Below are 16,024 nucleotides of genomic sequence, written 5' to 3'. Positions count from 1 at the left end.
TTAAAACCTTTAATTTGTAATTTCTTATTACAGTGATAATATTTTTTTATAGTTTGTTGGAATACATTTTGTTAAAAAATAAAACCCATACAGCTTATCTAAACTTTAATTAGTAAGCTATATGGGCCTCTTTAGTATTTTTCATATTCCAATGTAATATAGAAATCTATATTATTTTGCTATTATAATTATAAATTATTGTATTTATATATAATTTTTCTTTCTCTATTTTAGTATAAATTTCATTTTTCTTATTTTCTCCACTTTGTATATTTTCTAATTGATAATTTTCAAATTCATCATATTCTTCATAATCATCATAAGTCATTGCACAAATTCCAAACACAAATATAAATATTGCTAATAATATTCCAACTAAAGTCTTTATCCAAATATTTTTAGCTTTAAATTTCTTATTTTTAAAGTATAAATAATATACTGTTGCTAGTCCTCCTATTAAAGTCACAGCTCCAGTAGCTCTAGTAAATTCTCCAAAAGCAATTAAATATAAAATAATTCCCATAATAACTTTTGCAGTAATTTTTAATATTTTAGTTAAACTGTTATTATTTTGTTTATTTATATGTTTTTTATCATCTGTTTTATCTATAATACCTTTTTCTCTAATTCCCTTAAATATTGTATTTACATTTCTTTCTCCCTGTTCTTCTTCAACTTCAATGTAATTTATACCAATTTTATCAAAATCCTCTTTTGGTTCTTTCCATCCAAATGCCATAATCTCACCTTTCTAATCTATATGAACTATTATCTTATTATTGTTTTATTAAATACAGTTACCATTTTTATCTGAATTTCCTATTTGAATAATCATAATTATAAAGACAAATAATATTATTAAAATAAAATTTTGGAGGTTCCTATGAGTAAAAAAAATAAAAAATATACTATAAGAAAAATAGAAGATAATTTATATGGATCACGTAATAATATTACAGAAAGCACTGATGTAGATAGCTCTCCTTTTCCTTTTACTGAAGAAAACTACAACTCCAATGAACAATACCATTATGGCGCCATTGATAACAATAGACCCCTTTAATATTTGGGGTTCTTTTTTTCTTACATATTTATGTCTTCTTTATCTTTTATTATATTTATCAGTTTTTCTCTAGTATTCAATTCTGGATTTTCTATAACTTTTTCTAACAATTCATTTAATATCTTTCCTATTTCTTTTCCTTGAGCTAGCCCTAACTGAATTAAGTCCTTACCATTAATAGCTAAATCCTTTAAGCTAAAGCATTGCTTCTTCTGTAAAATATTATTTAATTTTTCTTGTACTTCTAATAATCTTTTATGCCTTTCTTCATAAAATTTGGGGTTTTGAGCCTTTATATCAGCTTCTTTTACCTTTAACAAATCCCAAAATAATTCCTCACCTATTTTATTTAATAACTTTCTAATAGATTTATTACTGTATACTTCATGATCATGATATTCTATTAAAGTATATACTTTTTCTATTGTTTTATTGTCATACTTCATTCTTTTGAGAATTTCTCTTGCCTTTTCTGCTGATTTATAACCATGTACATAAAAATGATCTATACCTAATTCATCTGTAGTTTTGCACTGAGGTTTACAAATATCATGAAGCAACATAGTTAACTTTAAATATAAATTTTTTTCAATATTTTCTACGCTACGAATTAAATGTATTCCAACATCAAAAATATGATATGGATTGTTTTGAGGGGTAACTTCACATATATTGTATTCAGGTAAAAAATGTGTCATTAATCCATAGCAATTTAAGTTGCGTATTTTATCCACATTATCTGATAAAAGTATCTTATCAAATTCCTCTTTAATTCGCTCCATGGACACAAATTTAATATTATCACTTAAAGATTTTATAGCATCTTCTGTATTATATTCAATTTTGAAATCTAATTGTGCTGAAAATCTTACCGCTCTCATCATTCTTAAAGCATCTTCTGAAAATCTTTTTAAAGGATCTCCTACACATGTAATAACTTTGTTTTTTAAATCTTTGATGCCTTCAAAATAATCAACTATTCCTTCCGTATGATTATAGGCTATTGCATTTATAGTAAAATCCCTACGACTTAAGTCTTCCTTTAAGCTGCTTGTAAATTCTACTTTGTCAGGATGTCTACCGTCTAAATATTCACCATCAATTCTATAAGTAGTTACTTCATAACCTACATTATCAATGATTATCGTAACTGTTCCATGTTTAATTCCTGTTTCTATAACTTTAAATCCTCTATTTTTAAAAATTTTTTCAACCTGTTCCGCTTTAGCATTTGTTGTAACATCCCAATCATTAGGTGTTTTATTTAATATACTATCCCTAACACAACCACCTACAATATATGCCTCATGATTATGTTCTTCTAAGGTATTTATAATAAGTTCCACAGATTTAGGTATGTGTATTTTCATATGTTTATTCATCACCTTTAAGCACGCTCCTGTTAATTTCCATTACTAAGTCATTTACTTTATTTATATCAGGATTTTCGGGTAAGTCTGTATTCTCCTTTGCATAATTAAATCTTTTAATATAAGGATTTAATAGCTCAAAAACAAAACTATAATCATCTTCTCCATTAGCTTTTTTAGTTACATATTTACCATTTTTTAAATCGAATAAAAACTGTCTATCTTCTTCTCTATAAGTATTTATGCCTTTTCCTTCTAATATCTCAGTACCCATTATATATAATCTAAATAAGTGACTTATATGTTTATTTAGATGTGGTTTATCTTTTTTATTATTTCTATGATTTAATTTATCATAATCATTTATAATATTAAAAATATCACTATAGATATTTTTGAAATCTCTTAAAGGATACTTGTTTAATATTATATCCATAAAAATCTCTTCTTCATAGGCTTCTTTCTCAGATTTATCAATATAAAGTTGTAACTTGCTTCCTTCTTTTATATCCTTAAATCTATCACTTAGCTTTAAAAACATGGAATTAATAGTTTCTAAAATATGCTTTTCCTTTTCTTGTTTAGAATAACTATCTCTAGCTAAAGCGTTTTCTAATCTTCGTAATTGTGAATTAGCATAGCCACTAAAGCTTGAAATTGCTTTCTGTGATAAAAACACATCTGCATTATCTTTTAAAAGTTTTCCTTCTTTCTTTAAAATAAAATAATGTTCCTCTTTACATCCTAAAATTTCTATTGTATTAGGATTACAATTACATAGTAAATCTATTATTTGAGATAAAGTATAAATAACCGTATCTGTTTCTATATCCTCATAAGGTTTATCCCTACACTTCATAGTTAATATTTCTTCTTTTGTATTACAAGCTATACCTCTTATATCCAGATCACTATTTTCACTATTTAGTCCATAAGAATAACTTCCACCTAAAGTTAGCAATATTATATTATTATTTAAATTATAATTATTTCTTAAAAAATCATATTCATTTGAATTAAGTTTTTCCTTTATTTTTACTATATCCATTGTATCTTCCCTTTCCAGCTACTTATCCACTTCTTTTAATTTCGTATTAATTATTATAAACATAACACAATAGTATGTAAAATTTCAAAGTAATAAATCTATGTGCTTAATCATTAATTTAAAACCAGCATTTAACTTCAACAATTCAAAATCTCTCCAAAAGTAAAAATTCCCGCTTTTATATAGCACATAAAAGCGGAAGATTGATTAAACATTTTTATTCTATTTACCTCAATACATCAAAAAACTTTCTAATCTTTTCATAGATACAGAAGTTTTTCTATATATAATAATACATCATATGTTAATGTTCAGCTTTAGAAAGACCTTATTATCATTGTAAAGCAACGTGATTTAAATACATCTTATGTTAATGTTCAACAAAACTTAATTCTCTATCAAGCATCAGTAGTTCTTATTTAAATACATCCTATGTTAATGTTCAACTAGAGATGCAAATAACAAAGTTATAAATCAAATTAAATTTAAATACATCCTATGTTAATGTTCAACTATTTTTATGTATTTCATATCTAGGACTATTACTTATTTAAATACATCCTATGTTAATGTTCAACTCACTTCATGCTTAGTATGGGCAATGATTTATATGCATTTAAATACATCCTATGTTAATGTTCAACTCAAACATTCTTCTTGCATTAAGTCCACCAATGTGATTTAAATACATCCTATGTTAATGTTCAACACACAGGATGGTACGATTTACTGAACGCAATTATATATTTAAATACATCCTATGTTAATGTTCAACACTGTAAAATCAACATTCCTTAAAATTAAGAATAGCACAAAACCATTGAAATCTCAAGGTTTCTTAGAAAATTTACCAGGTGATTTTATAAAATAGAAATTTCTATAAAAATTCCTATATAAACCACTGATATAACTCAGGTTACACTACTTTTGTTTTTCAATTCACTTGGTAAAATTGCTATAAAAATAGATTTTTCTTTTTTGGTTGCTGCTCTATAAAAATCTTAATTGAAAATTTTTTGTAATGCTAATAGTAAAAAAAATATTTCCAATTAATAAATACAAAACGCTGAAAAACAAATTTTTCAGCGCTTTGCATATAAATTATTTACAATATTTCTTTAAGGTTGAACGAATAGCACCTTCTCCAGCAATTAATTCTTTAAAGTAGTTCTCAATTTTTTCACCTAAACCTACTTCATATAAATCAACACCAAAGATTGCTTTATTGGATAAAATCTTTATTAAAGTTTCATGAATATTTTCAGTATTGCCTAGCTTAACATTATCTATTATTGGAGTTACTGATGAAAGTAAAGGATCTGGGCTTAATTCAAATTTATTTCCTTTATCATCTATAGCCATTAGATAACGACACCATCCTGCTATAACAAGAGGTATAAATGTTAAGTCTTTAACATCTAGTTCAGAACTTTTAACATAAGCTTTTATAGTTTCACCAAAACGTATGCCTAACTTTTGTGAAGTATCACAAGCAATTCTTTGTGGAGTATCTGGCATAAATGGATTTGGTAAACGTACCTTCATTACTTCGTCTATAAAATCATTAGGTGATATAATTTTTGGGTTTACCACAACAGGTAATCCTTCTTTATATCCTACATTTTTTATTAATGTTACAAGCTCATCATCTTTCATTTCATCAGATATTTTAGTGTAAGATAATAAACATCCGTAAATAGCTAATGCTGTGTGAAGAGGATTTAAACAAGTACAAACCTTCATTTTTTCTACTTTGTCTACAGTTTCTTTATTTGTGTAAATAATCCCTCCCTTATCAAGTGGAAGACCACCATTTTTAAAATTGTCTTCAATAACTAAATACTGAGGTTCTTCCGCATTAACAAAAGGTGCAATATATGTGTTTTTTGAAGTCATAATTGCTTCAGTATCTTCAAATCCTGCTTCTTTTAGCATATTTATAACAGACTGGGCAGGTCTTGGTGTAATTTTATCTATCATAGTCCATGGATAAGATATATTCTCACTTACATAAGTTAAAAATTCAGCTTCTACCAATTTGTTGTCTACCCAATGCTTTGCAAAAGCTTTAATAGCATTTTCTAACTTAGTACCATTGTGAGAACAGTTATCCATACTTACTAATGTTAGTGGTAATCTTCCACATTTAAATCTCTCATAACATAAAGCTACCAATTTACCCATGTAACTTGTTACAGAAGAAGGACCATTTTTAAAATCATTATCTACATCCTTTAAAAATTCATCTTTTCCATTCTTTAAACTATAACCTTTTTCCGTAATTGTAAAGGACACCATTTTTAAAATATTGCTTTTAAATATCTCTTTTAGTCTATTCCAGTCATTTGAATTATTTGTATCCACACATAAAGATTCTGCAATACTTCCTATTACCTTCTTTTCTAGGGTTCCATTAACTTTTAGTGTTACTAAAACATTTAAATCATCATATTTTTTATAACTTTTTTCAATTATTTCATAGTCGTATCCTTCAGCTACTATTATACCTGTATTTAATATTCCTCTATTTAATAGATCTTGGCAAACCGCTGCTGGAAAAGCACGAAATATATTTCCTGCACCAAAATGTATCCACTCTGGATTTTCTTTAGTATTCTTTATCATTTTATCTCTATCAAATTTAGGTAATTCAAAACCAGCTTCTTCCCAAAGTTTATTATTGCTTAATTCTTCTTGTGTAAGTTTCAAGGCATTCCCCTCCTTGTATTTTCACTATTTTATTTTACTTGATTTTTTAATTGCCTCTTCTAATCCATTTAAGTAAGCTGCTCCTAGTGCACGGTCATATAATCCATATCCTGGCATTGCAACTTCATCCCAAATAGCACGACCATGGTCAGGACGTACTGGGCCATCAAATCTAATATCGCATAATACTTTCATTATTTCATACATATCTAGGGAGCCATCCTTTGATAAATGAGCAGCTTCATCAAATTTACCTGGTGCATGATGAACTACATTACGTATATGTGCAAAATGAATTCTTCCTTTTGCAGCACGAATTATATCACAGATATCATTATTAGGATTTGATCCTAGAGAGCCTGTACATAAAGTAAGTCCATTAAATTTTGCATCTACTGCTTTTAAAAGTTTTAAAATATTTTCTCTATTATTTATAATTCTTGGCAAATTAAATACAGGCCATGCAGGATCATCTGGATGAATTGCCATCATTATATTGTATTTTTCACAAACTGGACGAATTCTATTTAAAAAGTATACAAGATTATCAAATAGTTTTTCATTGTCCACATCTTTATATTTTTCAAATAATTCTTTTACATGTTCTAGTCTTTCTGGTTCCCAACCTGGCATTACAAAGCCATTGCTATTGTTATCAATTTGGCTAAACATTTTTTCAGGATCAATTTTATCTATTAAATCTTGATCATATGATAAAACAGTAGAACCATCTTCTCTTTTCTTTGCTAATTCTGAACGAGTCCAATCAAATACAGGCATAAAATTATAACAAACCATGTTAATACCTGCTTTAGCTAAATTCTCTAGAGTCACTATATAATTTTCAATAAACTTTTCTCTTTCAGGTAAGCCTATTTTTATAGCATCATGTATATTTACACTTTCTATTCCTTCTATTTTAAGACCACTTGCTTCAACTTCCTCTTTTAACTTTAAAATATTTTCTAAAGGCCATACTTCTCCAGCAGGAATATCATAAAGTGTTGTAATAACACCTGTAACGTTAGGAATTTGTCTTATTTGTTCAAGAGTAACTGAATCATGTTTGCTACCAAACCATCTTAATGTCATTTTCATAAGTTTTTCCTCCTAGTTTATGTTATTTCTATTTCTTATATCCCATTAATAAAGGTAACCACATGGAAACCTTAGGTACATAAGTTGTAAGCATCAATACAATAAAAATAGCTACATAATATGGTATTAACTTTTTCATTACATTTTCAATTTTTGTCTTTGCTACCTTAACACCAACAAATAGTATATTCCCTACTGGTGGTGTAATTGTACCTATACATAAATTGAATGTTATCATTATTCCAAATTGAATTGCTGACATTCCAAAACTCTTACATATTGGCAAGAATATAGGTGTAAATATAAGGATTGCAGGTGTTATATCCATGAAAGTTCCTACAAATAATAGTACAATATTAATAATTAATAATATTACTATCTGGTTACTACTAATACTTAATAATGACTTTGAAATAGCAGTAGGAATTCCTGTAAAGGCCATAACCCATGCCATAATACTTGATACACCAATCAAGAATACTATTATTCCAGTCATTTCAGCGCTGTCTTTAAAAATTTCATATAAATCTTTAAACTTTATTGTTTTATAAAAGAATAAAGATAGTATTAAACTATAAACAACGGCTACTACTGATCCCTCTGTAGCTGTAAATATACCAGCAATAATTCCACCAATAACAATTATAATTAATAATAAGCTTGGTATTGCTTCTAATGTTACTTTTAACGCTTGTTTTAAAGTAACTCGTTCAGTACTGCGATATCCATTTTTACGTGCTATGAAATATGCAACCAGCATACAACCAAGTCCCCATAAAAATCCTGGAATATATCCTGCCATAAATAATGCTGCTACCGAAGTTCCACCACTTACAAGAGAATAAGTTATAAGTACATTGCTTGGAGGTATTAATAGTCCTGTTGGTGCAGTTGCTATATTTACAGTGGCCATATAATCACGATCATAGCCATCTTTCTCCGCAATTGGTCCTATCATTGAACCCATAGCTGAAGCTGCTGCAACTCCTGATCCCGAAATAGCTCCAAACATCATATTTGCAATGGAGTTTGTATGTGCTAGTGCTCCTGGTACTCTACCAGTTAAAATTTTTGCAAAATTTATTAGTCTTAGAGCTATTCCACCTTTATTCATAATGTTACCTGCTAAAATAAAGAACGGTATAGCTATTAATGTAAATACAGATATTCCTGAAAAAGTTCTTTGTGCCCCTGTTAAAACTGCAGCATCAAAGTTCAGTGTTGGTAATATAGCTAGTATTGAAGATATACCTAATGCAATTGCAATTGGAATGCCTGCAAGTAGTAGAACTATTAAAACAATTGCTATTATTAGTCCTGATATTAGCGCTATACTCATGTAAATTCCTCCCCCTTTATCTAGAATTTTCTGATTTCAATTGTAAAATCAATTCATTTATATTTATAATATTGTATATTACTATTAAAACTCCACTTATAGGAACTACACTATATACATAAGACATATGAACTCCTAATGAAGCTGTAATCTGTAATGCAGTAAGTTTTGTTATTTGAATTCCTCCATAAACAAGTACTACAGCAGAAAAAATTAATACCAATATCTCTGATATAATACTTAAAATTACTGCAGATTTGCCTTTGAATAGGTTTGCAACAAATTCCATTCTCATATGATCACGTTTTCCAAAAACCAATGCAGAAGCTAAAAGTGCCATCCATGTAAATGAAAATGTTAATAATTCCTCTGAAACTGTACTAGGAGCATTAAATACATATCTTGTTATAATCTGATAAGTTCCCACAATTGTTATAAATGCAAATAGAAGTATACATACTATTTCTAATATTTTATTTATCATCATTTTGAGACTTTTCATGCTATTTAACCTCCTTTAACTTATTATTTATTTGTTGTATTTCATCATATATAGGTTGTAATTTCTTATTCTTTGATAATAGTTCTTTATGTAATGGAAGTACCTTTTCTTTAAATGCTTCTACATCAGTATTTACAAATTTAACTCCCATAGATTTTGCTTGTTCAATAGCATGCTTTATTTGATTGTCCCATTGTGAACGTTCAACCTTTGTAGCTTCTTTTGCAGCTTCATCAAATATTTTTCTTTCTTCAGGTGATAAACCATTTAAAAACTTAACATTTCCTATTAATAAATCAGGAACCATTTGATGTTGATTGTATACATAATATTTAGCAACTTCTCCATGCTTGTTATTAGTCAATGCTAATTCATTATTTTCTGCACCATCAATTACTCCCTGTTGTATAGCTGTATACACTTCTCCAAAGCTCATAGGTGCTGCTGCAGCTCCAAACAATTCCATCATTCTTACATTAGCTGGACTTTCTATAACACGAATTTTTTTACCTTTTAAATCTTCAGGTTTTTTTATAGGCTCTTTAGCATAAAAATTTCTAGAACCTGCTTCAAACCATGTAACTGCTTCAAAACCAGCTGCTTCTGTAGACTTATATATTTTACTCATTAAATCTTTATTTTCCATAACATTATGATAAGCATCTACACTATCAAATAAGTATGGCATACTAAATATTTGATAGATATTATCAAAAGTTTCAAGATTACCAGTACTACAAACTACAAAATCAATGGCTCCTGTTTGAGCTAACTCTATTGCTTTTACAGAAGGTCCTAGTAATTCATTAGGGAAAATTTGAACATCATACTTATCTCCTAATCTAGATTCTACATATTTTTCAAATGCTAAAAGACCTAGGTGGTCAGGATGAGTGGCTGATTGTCCATGAGATATACGAATAATTCGTTTTCCATTAGTGACACTATCGCACCCAGTTAAGCTAAAAGCTAAAATTGAAACTAATAGACTGGCAGCTATCGTTCTTTTAATAAACTTTAACATATTTTTCCTCCCTCTTTACATCTAATAAATTTAAATAATATAATAATAAAATATAAATTTTACTAACCAATTTTATATAATTAACATACAAATATATTATCTATCTATAACTTTCTTCTTTCCCATGAAAGTCATAAGCTGTTCTAAATAAGGAAATCCTTCCATATCTCCTTGAACCAAAGTAGCCATAGCTCCTACTCCATTACCATATTTACCACATTGTTCAATACTTAGATTTTTTAATATTCCTGATAAAAATCCTGCTGCAAAGCCATCTCCTGCTCCAACAGTATCCACAGGATTTTCAATTGAGTACCCCTTTACATAAATAGCTTTATCTTTAGTTGCTACATAACAACCCTGTGCTCCAAGCTTCACAGCCACTACTTTAGAACCCATATCTATAAATTTATTAGCTATTTCTTTTTCATCACTAGTACCTAAAAGCATTTCACCTTCTGAAATTCCTGGTAAAACTATATCTGACATTTTGGCTATATCTAAAAGTACTGGTCTTGCTTCTTCTAATGTCCATAACTTTAATCTAATATTAGGATCAAATGATATAGTTATTTTATTTTCTTTTGCTATATTTAGCACTTTAAAAACTACATCTCTTGCACTCTCTGACAAAGCTGGAGTTATACCTGTAATATGAATTATCTTAGCTTGTGTTATGTATTCTAAATCTAAATCATCTACTGCTAGTTTACTGGCTGCTGAATCTTTTCTGTAATAATATACATTAGGATTTTCACTACTAAATCTTTCTTTGAAAAGAAGACCTGTACTTGCTTCATTTGTAAATTTTAATTTAGAAACGTCCACACCTTCTCCTCTTATAGTGCTTTGAATATATCTTCCAAATTCATCATTCCCTAACTTTGAAAACCAAGCAGACTTATGACCAAGTCTTGCAAGGGCTATAGCCACATTAGAATCTGCTCCACCTATAGACTTATTAAAACTATTAACATATCTTAGTGGTCCATTTGACTCTGGAGTAAAAACTATCATGGTTTCTCCAAAAGTTAATACTTCCATCTATAATTACACCTCTTTCTAGATATTAGCTCTTGCTTTTTTTACTTCTTCTACAAACTTTGTTGCTGTTTTAGTAACTAATTCATAATCTCCAGTTTTAGCTCCTTTAGTTAAATCTGACCCTGTACCAACAGCTACAGCTCCTGCTTTTATCCAATCTTTTATATTGTCTATATTAACCCCACCTGTAGGCATAAAATTCCCTTGAGGTATAGGCCCTTTAAATGACTTTATGATTGATGGACCATAAGCATTTCCTGGAAAAACTTTTAGTATTTCAGCACCATATTCAAGAGCCTCAATTGCTTCCTTTACGGTCATTATTCCAGGCATTACAGGTATTCTATATCTATTACATAACTTAACAGTATCTATATCAAGATAAGGACTTACTATATATTTCGCTCCTGCAAGTATACAGGCTCTTGCTGTCTCAGCATCAAGTACTGTTCCTGCTCCTATAATTAAATCTTCATGCTTGTACATTTCTGATATTTCCTTTATAATATCTACGGCTCCAGGTACAGTCATAGTTATTTCTAAAGCTTTTATTCCACCCTTTTTTACAGCATCAATAACCTTTATTCCTTCTTCTTTTGATTCAGCTCTTATTACAGCCACAACTCCACTATCAATTATTCTTTTTATAGTTTCAATTCTTTCCATATTGTCCTCCTAATTATCCTTTGTTTTATACAAAGTTGATATGCGATTTTGTTAACGTTAACAATCCTTTTAAAATTTTTTTATTCAGTGGCAAACTTATATTAATTTTGCCACTGATTCTCTTTTAACAAGTTCTGTACTAACGTATATTTTTTCTCCTTGAATGTTTTTATTCTCTATAATATTTAAAAGTTTCTCTGCACCTTTTTTGCTTAATTCCATAATAGGTCTTCTTACAGTAGTTAAGGCTGGTGTTATAAAACCGCCTAATTGATTATCATCAAAACCCATAATAGAAATATCTTTTGGAACATTAAGACCTGCTTCAAAGGCTGCTTTCATAGCTCCTACTGCCATTTCATCATTAGAACAAAATACAGCTGTTGGAATACTATTTAAACTTAATAGTTTTTTCATAGCAATATATCCACTTTCAATAGTGTAATCCCCTTCAACCATATATTCATTCTGTATTGGTAGTTTATTTTCAATTAATGCATTTAAAAATCCATCTTTTCTTTCAATACTAGCATTAAATCCTTTTTTACCTTCTATTATAGCTATATTTTTATGCCCATTTTGTATTAAATAATTTACAGCCTTATAAGCTCCTTTTTTATCTGCTGATAATATATTAACTATAGAACTTTCATCTATATCTCTATTTAATACAACTACTGGGATATTTTTCTCAAGTAAATAATATATAAAAGAATTATCACTATTACTTTGGCTCATTAATATAATGCCATCAAACCTTTTATTATTAATTAATGTAAATTCTTTGTAATCATCAATTCCTCTAACTACTAGATTGTAACCTTCTTTTATTGCACTATTTACTCCACTTACAGTTTCATAAAAAAACATTGGTGAAGTCACTTGACTTATAGTTGTGAAAAACAATCCTATATTATAGGATCTATGTAATACCAAACTTTTAGCACTATAATTTGGTACATAATTAAGTTCCTTTGCTATTGCTTTTATCTTAGCTTTTGTTTCTTCATTTATAAAGGGACTGTCATTAAGTGCTCTTGAAACAGTAGTATGTGAAACATTTGCAATTCTAGCTATATCTTTTATAGTTACTCCCATATTTAACACTCCTATGTTACTAGTAAATACTTATATGATATCATATAGAAAAAAACTTAACTAGCAAATTTAATATTTAATTGTTACATTCATATAAGTTGCACCTAATGCTTTGTCATATATAAATATATAATAAAAAATTTTTATATTTGTTCACGTTAACACTCTATGCCAAAATAATTTTTTGCATTGTTAAAACATATCCCTTCCACAGCGCTTCCTAAAAACTCCATATCATCTGGCACTTCTCCATTCTCAACCCATTCTCCTATTAAGTTGCATAATATTCTTCTAAAATATTCATGTCTTGTATAAGATAAGAAGCTTCTTGAATCAGTTAACATTCCTACGAATCTGCTTAACAGTCCAGTATTAGCTACAGTTTTCATTTGTTCTATCATACCTTCTTTATTATCTAAGAACCACCATGCAGATCCAAATTGTATCTTTCCTGGAACTTCGGCTCCTTGAAAGTTTCCAAGCATAGTGCTAAGTACATAATTATCCTTTGGATTTAATGTATATAATATAGTTTTAGGAAGAGAATTCTCTGCTTCTAATGAATCTAATAATCTTGAAAGAGAATAAGCTACTTTTTCATCATTAATAGAGTCAAATCCAGCATCTGGTCCTAATTGTCTAAACATTTTTGTATTGTTGTTTCTTAATGCTCCAATATGAAGTTGCATTGTCCATGCTAGTTCCGAATATAATCTACCTAAGAATTGCAGTGTGTATATTACATACATACTTTCCTCTTTTTTAGTTACTTTTTCTCCTTTTAGTGCCTTTGTAAATATATGTTCTACTTCTTCTTTTGAAGTTTCTACATATGTCAGACTACTAAAGCCATGATCTGATATTCTACACCCAACTGAATGAAAGAATCTTACTCTTGATTCTAAAGCTTTTAAAAACTCATCATAGCTTTTAATGCTCTTTTTATATACTTTCTCAAGCTTTTCAATCCATAAAGTAAAATCATCTGCATTTATTTGAAGTCCTTTATCTGGTCTTAAAGCAGGTAAAACTTTTACATTAAATTCAGTATCTTCTTTAAGCTTTATATGATATTCTAATGAATCTGTTGGATCATCTGTTGTACATAATATTTTAACATTAGACTTATTTATTAAATCCCTTGCTCCAAATCCTTCACCATTAAGTAATTTATTTGCTTTCTCCCAAATAGTAGGAGCAGTTTTTTCACTTAAAACATCATATATTCCAAAGTATCTTTGAAGTTCTAAGTGTGTCCAGTGATAAAGAGGATTACCTATAGCCATTGGCATTGTTTTTGCCCATGCCATAAATTTTTCATAATCACTAGCATCTCCAGTAATAAATTTTTCATCTATACCATTACTTCTCATGGCTCTCCATTTATAGTGGTCTGCATATAGCCATGCTTCAGTTATGTTTTTAAACTTTTTGTTTTCAAAAATTTCTTGTGGATTTAGATGGCAATGATAATCAATGATAGGCATATTTTTTGCATAATTATTATATAAATTTATTGCTGTATCATTAGATAATAAAAAATTTTCATCCATAAATTTTCTCATATGCTTCACCCTCTCTTTAGTAAAATATAATTATTGTTCACGTTAACATTAACTAATATTTATTATAGATTAAAGTTTTATATAATGCAATAGGAAATTAGTTAAATTTTAGAAATAATTGAAAATTTATTTTATACAATAAGCTAACCATCTAAAAAATCTTCCTATACTTTTAAAAGAAACTATATTGCATAATAATTCTGTTAGCTTTCCAAACTTCCTATAAAAGAAATTAAATGCTAGGAATGGAATCCATTGCTTTTTAGATTTTGGCAGTCTTTTCATTATATTCTTAAACGTGTACACTTCTTTATATATCCATAGATAGCCATTATATAATTCTTCTGCTGTCATATTCTTGGGTTTATATACCACATGCGCAGTATTATAATTTGACAAATTAAAATCTACAATTCTATTTTCCTCTATTAATGATGAGTATAGCTTTGTGCCAGGATATGGAGTAAGGATATGTGAAGTTACCGTTTCTATCTTATTTTTAATTATCCATTCTAATGTATTCTTAAATACAGACACATCATCTTCATCTAATCCGAAAACAAAACTTGCATTTATCATTATTCCTCTTTTATGAATTTCATCTACAAGTTTCTCATATCTTTTTACACTATTTTGCACCTTGTGGACACTATCTATTGACTTACTATTTATACTTTCAAAACCTATAAATAGACTTTGACAACCAGACGCCTTCATTTCATTTAATAATTCAGGCATGTCCACTATATTAGAAGTAACCGCTGCGTTCCACTTTAGTTTAAGAGGCTTTATTTTCTCTAATAATTTTTTTGTCCATTTAGGATTTCCAATAAAATTATCATCAATAAACATTATATGCCTTGTTTTTAATGCTTTTATATCTTTAATCACATCATCTATGGGCCTATTAATATAAGTTTTAAGTACATTTTTACAACTATTATAGCAGAAGTCACATTCAAAAGGACATCCCCTGCTTGTACTAATTATATTAGTATATAAATACTTTTTATTATCAATAATATAATAATTAGGTGATACTATTTCTTTCCCAGAAATATTCTCCATATCATAATATATCTTCTTAAGTGAATTATTTTCTTTATCCTTAAGGATTTTTGCCCAAATTCTCTCAGCCATTCCCACACATATTGCGTCAAAACTATTAAGAGTACCCTCTGGATCTGCTGTAATATGTATACCTCCTGCAATTACTGTTACTCCACGATTTTGGAACTCCTTTGATATTTCCCCTGCTCTATTCATAACATCTACAGTGACAGTTATTGCTACCAAATCTACAGGTTCATCAAAATCTATCTTTTCAACATTTTCATTCTCAATAATAACTTCATGCTCTTTCGGTGTAAGATTTGCTATTGTTAATAAAGCTAACGAAGGAGACATTCTTGTTTTTAGCTTTGTATCCATAGGTCTTGGCAGCATTGCAGGTTGAATTAATTTAATCTTCATACATTACCTCCTCAAATAAACTTTA

14 protein-coding genes and 1 CRISPR repeat array are annotated in these 16,024 nt (G+C 28.5%); of the genes, 1 reads left to right on the top strand and 13 read right to left on the bottom strand.

Features of this window, described 5'->3' with window-relative positions; translation table 11 throughout:
- Positions 1–166: 166 nt before the first annotated feature.
- The gene (locus J2Z24_RS04135; RefSeq protein ID WP_035146331.1) at positions 167–739 is read right to left on the bottom strand and encodes a hypothetical protein; all 573 of its coding nucleotides are present in this window, start codon (positions 737–739) and stop codon (positions 167–169) included.
- 144 nt (positions 740–883) lie between these two features.
- Between J2Z24_RS04135 and J2Z24_RS04130 the strand changes: the two genes are divergently transcribed.
- Complete coding sequence (locus J2Z24_RS04130) at positions 884–1,063, top strand: hypothetical protein (RefSeq protein ID WP_035146329.1); 180 nt, start codon at positions 884–886, stop codon at positions 1,061–1,063.
- A 20-nt stretch (positions 1,064–1,083) separates the two neighbouring features.
- Here the strand turns inward: J2Z24_RS04130 and J2Z24_RS04125 are convergent, their stop codons facing one another.
- The 12 genes from J2Z24_RS04125 to J2Z24_RS04070 all read right to left on the bottom strand — a co-directional run bounded on the left by J2Z24_RS04125 (position 1,084) and on the right by J2Z24_RS04070 (position 15,999).
- Entirely contained in the window at positions 1,084–2,445 is a 1,362-nt protein-coding gene (locus J2Z24_RS04125; RefSeq protein WP_035146326.1) for a CCA tRNA nucleotidyltransferase, read from the bottom strand.
- The gene (locus J2Z24_RS04120; protein WP_035146323.1) at positions 2,438–3,481 is read right to left on the bottom strand and encodes a DNA polymerase beta superfamily protein; all 1,044 of its coding nucleotides are present in this window, start codon (positions 3,479–3,481) and stop codon (positions 2,438–2,440) included. The genes J2Z24_RS04125 and J2Z24_RS04120 overlap by 8 nt, the downstream gene beginning before the upstream one ends.
- A 286-nt stretch (positions 3,482–3,767) precedes the next feature.
- A CRISPR array of direct repeats spans positions 3,768–4,256; the repeat unit is 30 nt; unit sequence ATTTAAATACATCCTATGTTAATGTTCAAC.
- 326 nt (positions 4,257–4,582) lie between these two features.
- Entirely contained in the window at positions 4,583–6,190 is a 1,608-nt protein-coding gene (locus J2Z24_RS04115) for a mannitol dehydrogenase family protein (RefSeq protein WP_035146321.1), read from the bottom strand.
- Positions 6,191–6,214: 24 nt separating this feature from the next.
- Positions 6,215–7,288, bottom strand: coding sequence for a mannonate dehydratase (gene uxuA / locus J2Z24_RS04110; protein ID WP_035146318.1), 1,074 nt, complete (start codon positions 7,286–7,288; stop codon positions 6,215–6,217).
- Positions 7,289–7,316: 28 nt separating this feature from the next.
- Positions 7,317–8,627 (bottom strand): TRAP transporter large permease, encoded by a 1,311-nt coding sequence (locus J2Z24_RS04105; protein WP_035146315.1) that lies wholly within the window; start codon positions 8,625–8,627, stop codon positions 7,317–7,319.
- 16 nt (positions 8,628–8,643) lie between these two features.
- Complete coding sequence (locus tag J2Z24_RS04100; protein ID WP_035146313.1) at positions 8,644–9,129, bottom strand: TRAP transporter small permease; 486 nt, start codon at positions 9,127–9,129, stop codon at positions 8,644–8,646.
- A 1-nt stretch (position 9,130) separates the two neighbouring features.
- Positions 9,131–10,153 (bottom strand): TRAP transporter substrate-binding protein, encoded by a 1,023-nt coding sequence (locus J2Z24_RS04095; protein ID WP_035146309.1) that lies wholly within the window; start codon positions 10,151–10,153, stop codon positions 9,131–9,133.
- A 96-nt stretch (positions 10,154–10,249) separates the two neighbouring features.
- Positions 10,250–11,197, bottom strand: coding sequence for a sugar kinase (locus tag J2Z24_RS04090; protein WP_035146307.1), 948 nt, complete (start codon positions 11,195–11,197; stop codon positions 10,250–10,252).
- An 18-nt stretch (positions 11,198–11,215) separates the two neighbouring features.
- Entirely contained in the window at positions 11,216–11,863 is a 648-nt protein-coding gene (locus J2Z24_RS04085; protein ID WP_035146304.1) for a bifunctional 4-hydroxy-2-oxoglutarate aldolase/2-dehydro-3-deoxy-phosphogluconate aldolase, read from the bottom strand.
- 96 nt (positions 11,864–11,959) lie between these two features.
- A complete protein-coding gene (locus J2Z24_RS04080) occupies positions 11,960–12,961 on the bottom strand; it encodes a LacI family DNA-binding transcriptional regulator (RefSeq protein ID WP_035146301.1) in 1,002 nt (333 codons plus the stop codon).
- Positions 12,962–13,119: 158 nt separating this feature from the next.
- Positions 13,120–14,526: a glucuronate isomerase gene (uxaC, locus tag J2Z24_RS04075; protein ID WP_035146299.1), complete on the bottom strand. Its 1,407-nt coding sequence runs from the start codon at positions 14,524–14,526 to the stop codon at positions 13,120–13,122.
- Between the two features lie 126 nt (positions 14,527–14,652).
- Positions 14,653–15,999, bottom strand: a complete 1,347-nt coding sequence (locus tag J2Z24_RS04070; protein ID WP_035146296.1) for a B12-binding domain-containing radical SAM protein — start codon at positions 15,997–15,999, stop codon at positions 14,653–14,655.
- Between the last annotated feature and the right edge of the window lie 25 nt (positions 16,000–16,024).

This window comes from Clostridium tetanomorphum (genome assembly GCF_017873215.1).
In the GTDB taxonomy this organism is placed as follows: domain Bacteria; phylum Bacillota; class Clostridia; order Clostridiales; family Clostridiaceae; genus Clostridium_AO; species Clostridium_AO tetanomorphum.
Note: the sequence above shows the minus strand (reverse complement) of the source record. Positions and strands in the feature narration are given on the sequence as shown.

Excerpts from the sequence above, each read along its gene's own strand:
- J2Z24_RS04100 (WP_035146313.1), bottom strand. The coding sequence starts at position 9,129 with ATGAAAAGTCTCAAAATGATGATAAATAAAATATTAGAAATAGTATGT.
- J2Z24_RS04095 (WP_035146309.1), bottom strand. The coding sequence starts at position 10,153 with ATGTTAAAGTTTATTAAAAGAACGATAGCTGCCAGTCTATTAGTTTCA.
- J2Z24_RS04085 (WP_035146304.1), bottom strand. The coding sequence starts at position 11,863 with ATGGAAAGAATTGAAACTATAAAAAGAATAATTGATAGTGGAGTTGTG.
- uxaC (WP_035146299.1), bottom strand. The coding sequence starts at position 14,526 with ATGAGAAAATTTATGGATGAAAATTTTTTATTATCTAATGATACAGCA.
- J2Z24_RS04120 (WP_035146323.1), bottom strand. The coding sequence starts at position 3,481 with ATGGATATAGTAAAAATAAAGGAAAAACTTAATTCAAATGAATATGAT.
- J2Z24_RS04135 (WP_035146331.1), bottom strand. The coding sequence starts at position 739 with ATGGCATTTGGATGGAAAGAACCAAAAGAGGATTTTGATAAAATTGGT.
- uxuA (WP_035146318.1), bottom strand. The coding sequence starts at position 7,288 with ATGAAAATGACATTAAGATGGTTTGGTAGCAAACATGATTCAGTTACT.
- J2Z24_RS04105 (WP_035146315.1), bottom strand. The coding sequence starts at position 8,627 with ATGAGTATAGCGCTAATATCAGGACTAATAATAGCAATTGTTTTAATA.
- J2Z24_RS04090 (WP_035146307.1), bottom strand. The coding sequence starts at position 11,197 with ATGGAAGTATTAACTTTTGGAGAAACCATGATAGTTTTTACTCCAGAG.
- J2Z24_RS04080 (WP_035146301.1), bottom strand. The coding sequence starts at position 12,961 with ATGGGAGTAACTATAAAAGATATAGCTAGAATTGCAAATGTTTCACAT.
- J2Z24_RS04070 (WP_035146296.1), bottom strand. The coding sequence starts at position 15,999 with ATGAAGATTAAATTAATTCAACCTGCAATGCTGCCAAGACCTATGGAT.
- J2Z24_RS04125 (WP_035146326.1), bottom strand. The coding sequence starts at position 2,445 with ATGAATAAACATATGAAAATACACATACCTAAATCTGTGGAACTTATT.
- J2Z24_RS04130 (WP_035146329.1), top strand. The coding sequence starts at position 884 with ATGAGTAAAAAAAATAAAAAATATACTATAAGAAAAATAGAAGATAAT.